The sequence below is a fragment of the Haloferula helveola genome (genome assembly GCF_037076345.1).
Taxonomy (GTDB): Bacteria; Verrucomicrobiota; Verrucomicrobiia; order Verrucomicrobiales; family Akkermansiaceae; genus Haloferula; species Haloferula helveola.
In genome coordinates, this window is the sequence record NZ_AP024702.1 from 1,823,717 (window position 1) to 1,836,777 (window position 13,061).

Consider the following 13,061-nt stretch of genomic DNA (forward strand, 5'->3'; position numbering starts at 1 on the left):
GCGGCCGCTCACGCCTTGTCGGCCGCCCGGACATCCTGGATGATGACCTGCAGGCTCGTCCGGCCGCGGAAGTGGTTGCGGTCGATGGTGAACGCGATGTCCCACGGCGGATCGGGCAGATCCACCTCTCCGCCCCCGAAGAATACCGCGTCCTGCTCGTGGTAACCCTGGCGCAGGTTCAGACGCAGGTGCTGGTTCTTCATATGCGTCGGCGGGCGGCTCAGGTGCACCGAGCGCGACATGAAGATCGGCTGAGGGTTGCCGTTGCCGAAAGGCTGGAGCAATTCGTAGTCGCGGAGAAAATCGAGCGACAACTGGTCGAGCGAGATTTCCGCATCGAGGTAGAGCTTCGGCTTTCTCGCGTCGGGATCCGTACGATTCACGACGTAGTTGGCGAAGGACTCGCGGAACGCATCCATCTTGTCCTCATGCACCGAGATTCCAGCGGCCATGTCATGACCTCCACCGGCAACGAGATGTTCGCGGCCTTGGTTGATCGCCTCGACCAGTGAGACTCCTTCAACACTCCGTCCGCTGCCCTTGCCGATGCCTTCCTCATCGATCGCGACGATAAAAGTCGGCTTGTGGAACTGGCGCATCAACCGCGACGCGACGATCCCGACCACACCGGGGTGCCAACCACGGGAACCGAGAACGATGACCGGATCATTCGGATCGAAGTCGCGTTCGAGCATCTCCAGCGCCTCCTTGCGGATCTGGGCCTCGTGCTGCTGTCGGCGTCGGTTATAGCCTTCGAGGCGCTCGGCAAAGTCGTTCGCGCGACGGCGGCAGTCGGTCATCAGGATCCCGAGGGCATCCTCCGGCACGTCCATCCGGCCGGCGGCGTTGAGCCGCGGCCCGATGCGGAAGCCGATGTCCATCGAGCTCGCCCGGCCATTCATTCCGGCCGTCTTTTGCAAGGCCTGGAGCCCGGGATTGAGCGTATTCGGCAGCCGCTTGAGTCCGTGCCGGACCAGCAGGCGGTTCTCGCCGACCATCGGCACGATGTCGGCGATGGTGGCCAGGGTCACCAGCTCGATCAGCGATTTGAGGTCGAAGTCCGGCAGCGGCCGCTCCTTCAGCAAGGCGTGCGCGAGCTTGAAGCAAACACCCGCCGCACAAAGATACTCCGGTCCTGGTCCGCACTTCGGATTCACCAAGGCCACCACGTCCGGACGTCCGCGCGGACCCGGCTCATGGTGGTCGACCACGACCACATCGACGTTGTTCTCACGTAGCTTCGCCACTTCGTCGACCGAGACCGTGCCGCAATCGACCGCAATCAGGAGATCCGGTTTCGGACCCTCGCTCATGCAACGTTCGATCGCCTGCTCGCTGAGTCCGTAGCCCTCGCTGCTGCGGTGGGGAATGAAGTAGCGCGGATCGAGTCCGTACGCCTTGAGGATGCGACGCGTCAACGCCACCGAACTGACGCCGTCGACATCGTAGTCGCCATAGATGCAGACATTCTCGCGACGGTCGACCGCCGTCAGCACGCGCTCCACCGCCGGCCGCATGTCGCACAGTTCGAAGGGGTCGGCGAGGTCGCGCAAACGCGGCCGCAGGAAGCTCTCGAGATCATCTCCCGAGGGTAACCCGCGTTGCTCGATCAAGTGCCCGAGGATCGCCGGAAATCCGTCCGCCGAGCCGTTTCCGTTTATCCGGAAAGGCTCGCCGCGCAAGATCCATTCTCGGGCTTCGGGTCGCATCGGTTTCATGATCCTATGTACCGGGACTCCATTCACACAAGCCCTCACCCCGCATCGGGACAACTCTCTCCTTGAGCCGCCCCCTCCATCGGGCGAACCTGATTTCGTGAGCAGCCCCGTCCGCGTCGAACCGATCGCCCTGATGCCCACCCAGGCCGGCTGCGCCGTCTTTCTCGGCGATGGGGAAAAGGCGATCGTGTTCTACATCGACATCGCGATCGGATCGTCGATCAACGCGGTGCTCGCCGGGCAAACGCCTCCGCGCCCCCTGACCCACGACCTGTTCGTTCACGCTCTGGAGGGATTCGGCGCCAAGGTCTCGCGGGCGGTGATCGTCGCGGTCGAGGAGGAGGTCTACTACGCGCGCCTGATTCTGGAGGCCGAAAACGAGATCATGGAGCGCAAGATCGTCGAGCTCGACGCCCGTCCGTCCGACTGCATCGCGCTGGCGGTGCGGGTCGGAGCGCCGGTCTACGTGGTCGCCGAACTCTGGGAATCCCTTGAGGATATGACCCCCGTACTCGAAGAAATGCGTAAAAAGGGCATGAATCCGGGGCAAGAATAGGGGTCTGCCCGGGATTGACCCCGGCGCTATCTGCGATTAAGGAACCCGCGCCCATGAAATTGCGTATTCCCCGTGAGCGGGTCGATTGGATCAATACCGTCTTCCTGCTCATCATCAGCCTTCTCGCTGTAATTGCGGCTCCGATCTACATCTGGCACTACGGTTTCGATGCGTTTCAGCTCGGAATGTTCCTGTTTTACGTGATCGCCACAGGCATGAGCATCACGCTCGGCTACCACCGCCTGTTCTCGCACCTTTCCTTCAAGGCCAAGTGGCCGGTCCGGCTTTTCACCCTCGTTTTCGGCGCCTGCGCCTTCGAAAACTCGGTGATCAACTGGGTGTCCGACCACCGCCGCCACCACAAGCACACCGACCACGACGACGACCCCTACGACATCTCGAGGGGCTTCTTCTGGGCGCACATCGGGTGGATCCTTTTCAAGACCCTGCCGGAGCCGCCGCTCGACAATGTCGCCGACCTCCGCAAGTCGAAGCTCGTGATGTGGCAGCACAAGTGGGACAAGGTGATCGCACTGACCGTGGGCCTGCTGCTCCCCGCCTTGCTCGGCTACCTCCACAGCGGCCCGACCGGCGCGCTCGGCGGCTTCCTCCTCGCGGGCGTGCTCCGCGTGTTCGTCGTCCAGCAGTGCACCTTCTTCATCAACTCGCTGTGCCACACCATCGGCCGCCAGCCGTACTCGACCAAGTGCAGCGCCCGCGACAGCTTCGTGATGTCGCTCGTCACCTTCGGCGAGGGCTACCACAACTATCACCACGAGTTTCAGCACGACTACCGCAACGGCGTGAAGCCGTGGAATTTCGACCCGACCAAGTGGGCGATCTGGTGCCTGTCGAAAGTCGGCCTCGCCAGCGACCTGCGACGCGTCCCGAACAGCCGCGTGCTGCTTGCCGAAATCACCGAAGCACGCCGCAAGGCGGAAGCGGAACTGGCCCGCATCGCCGAGTCCCACGACGCCGCTTGGCGCGAGTCGGCCAGCGAGGCGATCCACCACCTCCTCGAGCGCCTCAGCGCGACCTACCACGAGCTGGAGCAGGCGATCGCCAACAAGGTGAAGCTGTCGCGTGAAGCCCTCGGTCGCTGGAGCGACGAGACCCGCGAAGTGATGCGCCACCTTGGCGAGATCCGCGCGCTGCGTCTGCCGAGCTTCGCCTGACCGGCGGAGCTCCCGCTTACAAAGCCACGGCGGCTTTCCCATTTCCCTGCCCCGGCATCGGAGGCAGGCTGTGCGGCATCATGAGCGAAGCCATCGCCATCCTTGCCGGCATCGGACTGGCCGCGGCCTGCGGCTTCCGCGTCTTCCTGCCGTTGTTCATCGCCAGCCTGGCGGTGCAGACCGGCGTCGACGGCGTCGGAGGCTTCGAACTCCGCTCGCTCCTCGGTGACTCGCTGCCGTGGCTCGGGACCATGCCGGTCACGATCGCTTTCGGTGTGGCAACCGTTTTGGAAGTCGGCGCCTACTACATCCCCTGGCTCGACAACGCCCTCGACACCGTCTCGACCCCCGCCGCGATGATCGCCGGGACGCTGGTCGCCTTCGCGTTCTTTCCGGGGATCATGGACGACGGCTACCTGAAGTGGGCCATCGCCGCGATCGCCGGTGGCGGAACCGCCGGAGTGGTCCAAGGCGGCTCCGTGGCCGCACGGGGCACCTCCAGCGCCACCACCGGGGGCTTCGGCAACGTGGTGGTCGCCACCACCGAGTTGATCGGCTCGGTCGTCACTTCGATCCTCGCCGTCTTCCTACCGCTGATCGCGGGCCTCCTCGCCATCGCGCTCTGCGCGATCGTGATCACCGCCTTCGTCCGCATCCGGCGCCGCATCCGCGCCAAAGCCTGAGGCCGCAGGCGGACCGCGCGAGCCCACTCGCGCCCCGAAACCTCGGGCATTTGGCGTTGGCGTTGGCGGCGCGCGTTCCCCAAGCACCGGGGCGCGAGTGGGCTCGCGCGGTCCAAAACCAACATTCCCGGAACAAGCCGGCCGATGACAAAATCCGAGGTTAAGAATCTTCCAACAGGGAACGTTTCTTATAAACCAACCTCAAACCCATGCGCCTACTGCTTCTGATGGCTCTGGCCCCGTTCCTCGCGGCGGCCGAAAAGCCCAATCTGATCGTGATCTTCACCGACGACCTCGGCTACGCCGATCTCGGCTGCCAAGGTCAGGAGAAGGACGTTCGAACTCCCAATCTCGACCGCTTCGCCGCCGAAGGCCTGCGCTGCACGGCGGGCTACGTCACGGCCCCCCAGTGCTCCCCTTCCCGGGCCGGGCTGATCACCGGCCGCTACCAGCAGCGGATGGGCATCGACTCGATTCCCGACATCCCGCTGCCGCTTGAGGAGGTGACGATCGCCGAAATGCTCCGCCCGGCGGGCTACGCCACCGGGATGGTCGGCAAGTGGCACCTCGAACCGAACGCGGTCTGCCTGAAATGGGCCGCCAAGCACCGACCGAACCTCAAACCGACCGGCAAGCGCCGGATCAACATCCCGCAGTCGGACCGGATCGCCCACTTCCCCGCCAAGCAGGGATTCAGCGACCACTTCACCGGCGAGATGAACCAGTTCTACGCCAACTACGAGCTGACCGGTCAGGACCGGAAGCCGGGGTTCATCCAAAAGCCGGGCTTCCGTATCGATCTGCAGACGGAAGGCGCGCTCGCCTTCATCCGTCGCCACAGGTCGGCCCCCTTCTTCCTCTACCTCTGCTACTACGCTCCCCATACTCCGCTCGAACTGGCCAAGCCCTACGTCAACGAATTCCCGGAAGACATGCCGGTCCGCCGTCGGGCCGGGCTCTCGATGATCCGCGGCGTCGACCACGGCGTCGGCCGGATCATGGAGCTGCTCAAGGAGCTCGGCATCGATGACGACACGCTCGTGATCTTCACCAGCGACAACGGCGCGCCGATCAAGAACCGGAAGGACACTCCGATCACCACCGATGCCGGTGGCTGGGACGGATCGCTGAACACCCCGTGGGTCGGCGAGAAGGGCATGCTCAGCGAGGGAGGAATCCGCGTCCCGTTCCTCGTCCGCTGGCCGGGCAAGGTTCCGGCCGGAAGTGTCAGCGACACTCCAGTCTCAACTTTGGACATCGCACCGACTGCATTGGAGGTCGCGGGACTCGATGCACGCGACAACCTCGACGGCCGATCACTGATGCCGATGCTCGAAAAGCCGGCCGAAGCGCAACCCGAGCGTACGCTTCACTGGCGGTTCTGGAACCAGATTGCCTGCCGCCGCGGGAAGTGGAAGTATCTCTCGGTCAATGCCGAGAAGGAGTTCCTGTTCGATATGGAATCCGACGCTCACGAAACCCGCGATCTCTCCGAAACCCACCCCGAAGTCCTCAAAAGCCTGCGCAACGAATCGAACGCGTGGGCGGCCGAACTGAAACCGCCCGGCCCTCCGCCCGGCCGCGCCAATCCACAGGAGAAGCGTTGGTATCAGGAATACTTCAACGTCGAATTGGAAGGAACCTCCCCATGAAAACCCTGCTCCTCTGCTGCCTCGCCATCTCAACCGTCCTCTCCGCCCAAGGCCCGCCGCCGACGGCCGAGAAGTCTCCGCTTTCCCATCACTTCATCGCCCCCACCCGGATTGTCTGGACAGCGGAAAAGGGCGTGCAGCACGCCGACAGCTTGCTCAAACCCGCGCCCGGACAAGCGACCCTGACCAACCCGATTCCACCCGCGGTGCTCGAAGCCGGCGAAGGCTCAGGCGCCATCGTCCTCGATTTCGGAACCGAGATCTCGGGCTACCTCGAACTCTTCACGCCCATCTCCGAGGGCAAGACGCCGCCCAAGGCGCGGATCCGCTTCGGCGAGTCGGTTTCGGAAACGATGGCCGACATCGATCACAAGGGTGCGCAGAACGACCACGCCCTGCGCGACCAGATCGTAAGCCTGCCGTGGCTCGGCAAGAAGATGGTCGGCCCGTCGGGTTTCCGTTTTGTCCGGATCGACGCGACGGATCCGAAACATCCGGTCCGCTTGTCGCAGGTCCGTGCGGTGCTCCAAATACGAGATGTGCCGTATTTGGGATCGTTCAAATGCGACGACGAAAGGATCAACCGGATCTGGAAGACCGGCGCCTGGACGGTTCACCTCAACATGCAGGACTACCTGTGGGACGGCATCAAACGCGACCGACTCGTCTGGCTCGGCGACATGCACCCGGAAGTCTCGGTGATCGGCGCGGTCTTCGGTCATAACGAGGTGGTGCCGGAGAGCCTCGATCTCATCCGGGACATCACCCCGCCGACCCAGTGGATGAACGGGATCAGCTCCTACTCGATGTGGTGGATCATTCTCCATGAGGACTGGTACCGGATGCACGGCAATCTCGACTACCTTCGCGAGCAAAAGGACTACCTGCAGGCGCTTCTTCCGCGTCTGGCGGGTTTCGTCGCCGAGGACGGGCGCGAGACGCTCGACGGGATGCGCTTCCTCGACTGGCCGACTTTCGAGAACAAGACCGCCGTACACGAAGGCCTGCAGGCGATGATGGTGATGACGATGGAGAGCGGTGCCCGCCTGATGAAGCTTCTCGACGACCCGCAGACGGCGAAGGTCTGCGAGGACGCGGTCGCCAAGCTGCGCAAGCACGTCCCGGAGAAGAGCGGCCGCAAGTCGCCTGCCGCGCTGTGCGCACTGGCCGGCCTGCGGGATTCCGCCGAGGTCGCCACGGCGCTCAAGGACGGCGGACCGAAGGACCTCTCGACCTTCTACGGCTACTACGTGATCCGCGCGCTCGGAGAGGCCGGGGAAACCGACGCCGCCCTCGACCTGATCAGCCGCTACTGGGGTGGCATGCTCGACTTCGGCGCCACCACCTTTTGGGAAGACTTCGACCTCGCGTGGACCGAAAACGCGGGGCGCATCGACGAGCCTGTCCCGCCGGGCAAGAAGGACCTGCACGGCGATTTCGGCGCCCACTGCTACATTGGCTTCCGCCACAGCTTCTGCCACGGCTGGGCCGGTGGCCCGACCGCCTTTCTCAGCCATCACGTGCTCGGCGTCGAGGCCGCAGCACCCGGCTTCGCCAAAGTCCGCATCAACCCCCGGCTCGGCGAGCTGAAATGGGCCGAGGGCACCTACCCGACCCCCAAGGGCGTGATCAAGCTGCGACACGAACGCCAGGCGGACGGCTCGATCCGGAGTGACATCGAACTGCCCGACGGCATCGAACAGGTCGACTGATCCAAGGTAGGGACAGGCGCCCTCGCCTGTCCGCCGCCCCATCTACGACTCCCCGACCTCACCCAACGGCTCCCCGGCGGCGCGCGCCCTCGACTTCCTCCACCGGGGAATCGCCCGGAACACGAAGTAGGTCGTCAGCACCAACACGATATCGATCGGCGTCCAATAGATCGGCGGCACCCAGTACTTTCCCCAGATCCCGTCCGCGACCGGATACAGCCAGTTGATCCCGCCCGCGATGGCATCGCAGAACAGGTGCAGCAGGTAGGCCAGCGAGCACGCGATCGCCAGCCGCCAACCCAGCCACCCTCGGCTGAGCGGCACGGCCACCATCAATGCCAGCGTGAACCCACCCCAAGCGGGAAGGCCGTGCGACCAGCTCGTCATGCGGGCATCGAGGCTGAGGTGCGGACAAAGCAGATCCGGCAGGGCGCCGAACAGGCCGACCAGCCACAGCTTTCGCCGAGCGACCCACTTCGACCGCCCGAGAGCGTGGACGATCAACAGCGGGGCGAGGGCGTGGGTGGCGGTGTTCATCTCCTTACGCATGGCCCGGTTCTGGGGCAGAACCATGAAGAACCGGTGAAATCGCTCCGGACGCCGACTCCCGGAGCTCCCAAGTGACGGAAAAAGCGGGCCCTTTCGCCCATCTGCGTCGAAGATTCTGTGAGATGCGGCATTCCGGCAGCGTTATAAACTGATCCTCTCACCACGAACGACCATGAGAAAACCCCACACGAACCGCCTTGTCGCCACCGCCGCCCTCGGCTCCATGCTTTTCCTCGCCGCGCAAGCGCGCACCTGGACCAGTGCCGACGGCGGCCGAACTTTCGAGGGAGAACTCGAGTCCTACGACGAATCCACCGGCATGGTGGAGGTGAAGTCGAAGGGCAAGACGATGAAGTTCAATCAGGAGGTCCTTTCCGAGGATGACATCGCGTGGCTCAAGGAGAACGGCAAACCGGCCGCCGCCAGCGGCGGAAGCGGAGGTCCGGAAGTCGGGGAGCTTCCCGACGTCCTCCCGGATCCGGACGGCAAGGAAGCCGACATGAGCAAGCCGGTCCAGGTCTTCATCATGATGGGCCAGTCGAACATGCTGGGCTTCGGGAATGCAGGCCAACTCAAGGGGATCGCCGCCGAAAAATATCCCTACGTTGTCGACGATGAAGGCAACTGGAACGTCCGGAAGGATGTCCGCAACGTGTTCTTCTGCATGGCGAAGCTGAAACACAACGACTGGCTGACTGCTGAAAACGGGAACGGCAGCGGGAAATTCGGCCCGGAAATCGGCATCGGGAATTATCTGGGCGAAGCGATCGATGCTCCGGTGATGATCCTGAAGTCATGTGTCGGCAACCGTGCCCTGGGCTGGGACCTGCTGCCACCGAGCGCGGATGGCACGGGATCCAAAGGACAATCGTATCAAGGCGACTCGGAGAGCTCGAATCGGAAAGTCAGTGAAGAAGTCAAAGCGAAGAACGGGTGGTACGCAGGCCTGCAGTATGACCAAGACGTGGGCGCCGCCCAGGAGGCTCTGAAAAACCTCTCTACCTACTATCCAGGCGCCACCGAATACGAAGTCGCCGGATTCTTCTGGTGGCAGGGAAATGCCGAGAAAGGCAAAGGGAACGTGGAGACTTATGACAAGAACCTCGCCTATCTCTTCAATGACCTGAGGAAGGACTTCAACGCGCCCAACGCAAAGTTTGTCTGCGCCACATTGGGGGAACACGACAAGACCGCCACACTCTCCCAGAAGATGTTCGATTTCGCGGCTCTTCCGGAATTCGAAGATCAGGCCGCGGTGTTCTACTCGAAGCCTGTCGCCAAGGGAGGCAGCGGCGGACACTACGGTGGCGATGCCGATACCTACATGGGCGTCGGAGAAGGAATGGGCAAACTGATGGTCGAACTGCTGGCGAAGTAACCAACGACGAACCGGACCGGATCAGACCCCGTTGAGGATCGCCTCGACCATCCTCAGCGCCTCGCGGTTCGGTCGGACGTCGTGGACCCGGTGAACGCGCGCCCCGCTCTCGCGGGCCCACGCGGTGAGGGCGACCGTCGGCCACTCGCGATCCGACAACTCGTCGCTTTCGAGCAGGCGCCCGATGAAGCTCTTGCGCGAAACGCCGATCAGCAGGGGGCGACCTTCGACTTCCAATTCCGGCAGGCCCCGTAGCAACGCGAGGTTGTGCTCGAGCGTCTTGCCGAAGCCGATTCCGGGGTCGAAGCAGATGGCTTCCGCATCGATGCCGGCGGCGGTGAGAGAGGCGTAACGTTCCTCAAAAAACCCGCGCACCTCGGCAACCACATCCCCGTATTCCGGAGCTGCCTGCATCGTCCGCGGCTCGCCGCGCATGTGCATCGCCACCACACCGCAGCGCATCCCCGCGCAGAGCTCGACCATCGCCGGGTCCCGCAGGCCCGCGACGTCATTGACGATGTCGGCACCGGCCTCGAGCGCGGCCAGTGCGACCCGCGACTTCATCGTGTCGATCGAGATCAGGCCATCCCACTCGGCCCGCAGCGCCTGGATCACCGGGCGGACGCGGGCCGATTCGTCTTCGGCGGAAACCGGCTCCGCACCCGGCCGGGTCGACTCGCCACCGACGTCGATGATGTCCGCCCCGTCGGCGATCATCCGCCGCGCCTGCTCCAGCGCCGCCGCGGGCGCATCGTGCCGGCCGCCGTCGGAAAACGAGTCCGGCGTGACATTGAGAATCCCCATAATCAGGCCCCTGCGGCTGAGATCATGGCTCGAACGTCGGGTTTTCCAGCGCATCGCGATGCCCCAAAATGGCGCCTTGATCCCCCATTCGCCAAGTCCTACTGTCCGCCGCCCATGATCGGACGTCTCATCGCCACCCTGCTTTTCCTGTGCCTGCTGCCCTGCGCGTCGGCCCAGGGGGTCCCCGGGTTCGACATCGAAGGTCCGTTCGTCCGGGTGAAGCGCAACGAGGACGGCTCGCGCACCGTGTTCAAGCGCGGCAACGACAAGAAGACGCTGACCAAGAGCACCTACACCGCCAGCGGCAACCTGACGATGAAGACGGTCTACCGTCTCGACGATGAGGGCAACCCGCTCAAGTGCGACATCTACGACGGCCTCGGCAACCGGCTCTACAAGACCTCTTTCGGCTACAGCAAGCGCCCCGGGCCGACCTTCGGAAAGCTCGTGCAGGAGCTCCTCTACGACGCCCGCACCAAGCGCTACTTCCCGGGCACGCGGAACGAGAAGCCGGTGCACATGTTCCAGTACCGCTACAACCCCGACGGTTCCGCGCAATTGCCGATCGGCATCACCCTGGTGAAGGGCAAGATGGCGGAAGAGATCTTCGGCAAGGGCGGCGGCGCGCTGCGATCGCAGGCCCTGCCCGACCTCAACGAGCTTGAGGAAGGCACCGAGGAAGACGCACGCCGTTGATGCGACCGCAAACCCTTCTGCCGGTTCTGCTGGGCGGGGCGGTCGGTTTCGGCGGCATCCTGCAGGGGCTTCGATGGAAAAATGCCGCCGCGGAGGCCGGCAATGCCGATCTGCAGGAGCGGATCGCCGAGCTGGAAAGCTCGATCGAACTGCTCGAACGCGAGAACGAAAGCCTGCGCTCGCTGGCCCAAGGCGGCGGCGAGCTGAAGGTGCCGGAGCCGCTGATCGAGTTCGTCGAATCAGCCATCGGCCTCGATTTCCGCAGCAGCCCGGTGGTCCACAAGATCGCCGGCGAGGAGCTTCGCGACCGGGTGACGGCATCGATCGAAAGCCGCTTTCCCCCGAACTCTCTGTCCCACCGCCAGCAGGCGTGGGTGCGGATGGGCCTGCTGATGCCCGACGACAACTTCGCCGGCCAGCTCGCCGCGACCTACAGCATCGGCGCCCGCTCATGGTTCGATGACCAGACCGGCGAGGGCTGGGTGACCGACCGCTTCCAGGAAGGCAGCGTCCCTGACCAAGCGGCGCTGATCCGCGCCCTCGTGAGGATCCTCCTTCACCAGCACTACCCGCCCCCGCCCGGTTATCCCGGCGACGAGCCGGATCGCGCTCGCAACGCGCTGCACCACGGGTCCGCGATCGCGATCGAAAACCGCTTCCTCGCCCGGCAGGCACTCGGCATCGGGTTCACCGGCACCCAGGACGACCAAAGCGGTGCCCGCGACCTGCTCGAAAGCCTGCCCGCCTTCGTCCGCGGCCTCGCGACCTTCCCGTCGCAGCTCGGACCCCCACGCGCCGGCCGCCTGATGGATCAGGAGGAACTGCTTGGAGCCCTGCACTCGCCGCCGCAAACTACCATGTGGTTCGCGGAGGAAGGCGAAGGCATCGAGACGGTGAAAGTCGCCGTGCCCGAGCTGCCCGGCGAGGACGTCCTCGATGAGTCCGCCGGCTGGCTCGGCCTGCTGCTCTGGCTCCAGACCCTCGATCCCGAGCTTTCCGATCTGGCGAATGCATGGCGGGGCGACCACTACCGCCTGACGGCCGTCAGCGACACTCGACTCAACCTCGTCTGGGAGATCGCCCTCGCCACTCCGGAGGACGCCGAGAAGATCGCCGGGGCCGCCTGCGTGATGGCGGGTGTGTTGGCCGACGCCGAAAGCGATCCCGCAGTGGGTGAAGCGGTGGATACTCCTGACGGCCAGCGCGTTCTGGTCGAGCGACCGGCACCCGACCGCGTCCGCTTTTCCAATCTCGCTGCGGAATGAACCTCCTCGCGCTCGCCACGACCTTCTTTCTCGTCTTCGACCCCTTCGGCAACGTCGCGGTCTTCCACTCGATCCTGTCCAAACTGCCGGAAGAGCGGCGTCGCCGGGTGCTGATCCGGGAAATGGTCATCGCGCTGGTCGTGATGCTGATCTTCCTCATCGGCGGCGGCCAACTCCTCGGCTTCCTCGGCCTCAAGCCCGCCACTTTGAGCATTTCCGGCGGCATCATCCTGTTCCTCATTGCCCTCGGCATGCTTTTCCCTGCACGCGCGATGGTCACCGCGGAGGACGACGAGGAACCCTTCATCGTGCCCATGGCCATCCCGATGTTCGCCGGTCCGTCGGCAATCGCGCTGCTGCTGCTGACCACGACCAAGTACCCCGGCGAGCTGCTTTCGATCGGCGCCGCGGTCGGCCTGGCGTGGACCGCTTCGGCCGTGATCCTGCTCTTTTCGCCGCTGCTGATGCGATTCCTCGGACGCAAAGGGACCCGCGCGCTCGAGCGTCTGATGGGCCTATTGCTCATCCTGGTGGCCGTGCAGATGTTCCTCGACGGGCTCGCCGTTTACCAATCATCCTTCGCCCCGTGATCGCACGACGCGTGATTTTTGACGGCCGGGTCCAAGGGGTGGGCTTCCGCTACACCTGCAAGGACATCGCCAAGGGCTTCGAGGTCGTTGGCACCGTCAAGAACCTCCCCGAGGGCACCGTGGAGCTCGAAGTGATGGGTGAGGCCGACGAGGTCGAGGAGTTCATCAAGGAGATCGCCGAAGAAAGCTCGCTCGCCCACAACATCCGCGGCATGCACGTGAAGAACGTCCCGCCCCTCGACGGCGTGAGCGGCTTCACCATCACCGGCTGACCAAGGAGCGG

At 64.4% G+C, this 13,061-nt stretch carries 13 protein-coding genes; 10 read left to right on the plus strand and 3 right to left on the minus strand.

Annotation, left to right across the window (positions count from 1 at the left end):
• Positions 1 to 8: 8 nt before the first annotated feature.
• On the minus strand, positions 9 to 1,718 hold the full coding sequence (recJ, locus tag HAHE_RS06635) for a single-stranded-DNA-specific exonuclease RecJ (RefSeq protein ID WP_338689606.1): 1,710 nt from the start codon (positions 1,716 to 1,718) through the stop codon (positions 9 to 11).
• 97 nt (positions 1,719 to 1,815) lie between these two features.
• Here recJ and HAHE_RS06640 point away from each other — a divergent pair, with 97 nt between their 5' ends.
• From HAHE_RS06640 to HAHE_RS06660, 5 genes are all read left to right on the plus strand, one after another.
• A complete protein-coding gene (locus HAHE_RS06640) occupies positions 1,816 to 2,274 on the plus strand; it encodes a bifunctional nuclease family protein (protein WP_338689608.1) in 459 nt (152 codons plus the stop codon).
• 53 nt (positions 2,275 to 2,327) lie between these two features.
• Positions 2,328 to 3,449 carry an acyl-CoA desaturase gene (locus tag HAHE_RS06645; protein ID WP_338689610.1) on the plus strand — a complete coding sequence of 374 codons (1,122 nt, stop codon included), beginning with the start codon at positions 2,328 to 2,330 and terminating at the stop codon, positions 3,447 to 3,449.
• A gap of 80 nt (positions 3,450 to 3,529) precedes the next feature.
• Positions 3,530 to 4,132, plus strand: coding sequence for a DUF4126 domain-containing protein (locus HAHE_RS06650; RefSeq protein ID WP_338689612.1), 603 nt, complete (start codon positions 3,530 to 3,532; stop codon positions 4,130 to 4,132).
• 209 nt (positions 4,133 to 4,341) lie between these two features.
• The gene (locus HAHE_RS06655) at positions 4,342 to 5,784 is read left to right on the plus strand and encodes a sulfatase-like hydrolase/transferase (RefSeq protein ID WP_338689614.1); all 1,443 of its coding nucleotides are present in this window, start codon (positions 4,342 to 4,344) and stop codon (positions 5,782 to 5,784) included.
• The gene (locus tag HAHE_RS06660) at positions 5,781 to 7,496 is read left to right on the plus strand and encodes an alpha-L-rhamnosidase C-terminal domain-containing protein (RefSeq protein ID WP_338689616.1); all 1,716 of its coding nucleotides are present in this window, start codon (positions 5,781 to 5,783) and stop codon (positions 7,494 to 7,496) included. Before HAHE_RS06655 ends, HAHE_RS06660 begins: the two co-directional genes overlap by 4 nt.
• A gap of 42 nt (positions 7,497 to 7,538) precedes the next feature.
• On the opposite strand, the gene HAHE_RS06665 is transcribed toward HAHE_RS06660, so the two are convergent.
• Positions 7,539 to 8,045: a metal-dependent hydrolase gene (locus HAHE_RS06665; RefSeq protein WP_338689617.1), complete on the minus strand. Its 507-nt coding sequence runs from the start codon at positions 8,043 to 8,045 to the stop codon at positions 7,539 to 7,541.
• Between the two features lie 172 nt (positions 8,046 to 8,217).
• Here HAHE_RS06665 and HAHE_RS06670 point away from each other — a divergent pair, with 172 nt between their 5' ends.
• On the plus strand, positions 8,218 to 9,423 hold the full coding sequence (locus HAHE_RS06670) for a sialate O-acetylesterase (RefSeq protein WP_338689618.1): 1,206 nt from the start codon (positions 8,218 to 8,220) through the stop codon (positions 9,421 to 9,423).
• A 21-nt stretch (positions 9,424 to 9,444) separates the two neighbouring features.
• On the opposite strand, the gene folP is transcribed toward HAHE_RS06670, so the two are convergent.
• Positions 9,445 to 10,281, minus strand: a complete 837-nt coding sequence (gene folP / locus HAHE_RS06675; RefSeq protein ID WP_338689619.1) for a dihydropteroate synthase — start codon at positions 10,279 to 10,281, stop codon at positions 9,445 to 9,447.
• A 60-nt stretch (positions 10,282 to 10,341) separates the two neighbouring features.
• On the opposite strand from folP, the gene HAHE_RS06680 reads away from it, so the two are divergent.
• The 4 genes from HAHE_RS06680 to HAHE_RS06695 are packed head-to-tail and all read left to right on the plus strand — an operon-like array spanning position 10,342 to position 13,050.
• On the plus strand, positions 10,342 to 10,923 hold the full coding sequence (locus HAHE_RS06680; protein WP_338689620.1) for a hypothetical protein: 582 nt from the start codon (positions 10,342 to 10,344) through the stop codon (positions 10,921 to 10,923).
• Complete coding sequence (locus HAHE_RS06685; protein WP_338689621.1) at positions 10,923 to 12,188, plus strand: hypothetical protein; 1,266 nt, start codon at positions 10,923 to 10,925, stop codon at positions 12,186 to 12,188. The genes HAHE_RS06680 and HAHE_RS06685 overlap by 1 nt, the downstream gene beginning before the upstream one ends.
• Positions 12,185 to 12,778: a MarC family protein gene (locus HAHE_RS06690; protein WP_338689623.1), complete on the plus strand. Its 594-nt coding sequence runs from the start codon at positions 12,185 to 12,187 to the stop codon at positions 12,776 to 12,778. The genes HAHE_RS06685 and HAHE_RS06690 overlap by 4 nt, the downstream gene beginning before the upstream one ends.
• Positions 12,775 to 13,050: an acylphosphatase gene (locus HAHE_RS06695; RefSeq protein WP_338689625.1), complete on the plus strand. Its 276-nt coding sequence runs from the start codon at positions 12,775 to 12,777 to the stop codon at positions 13,048 to 13,050. The genes HAHE_RS06690 and HAHE_RS06695 overlap by 4 nt, the downstream gene beginning before the upstream one ends.
• Positions 13,051 to 13,061: the final 11 nt, after the last annotated feature.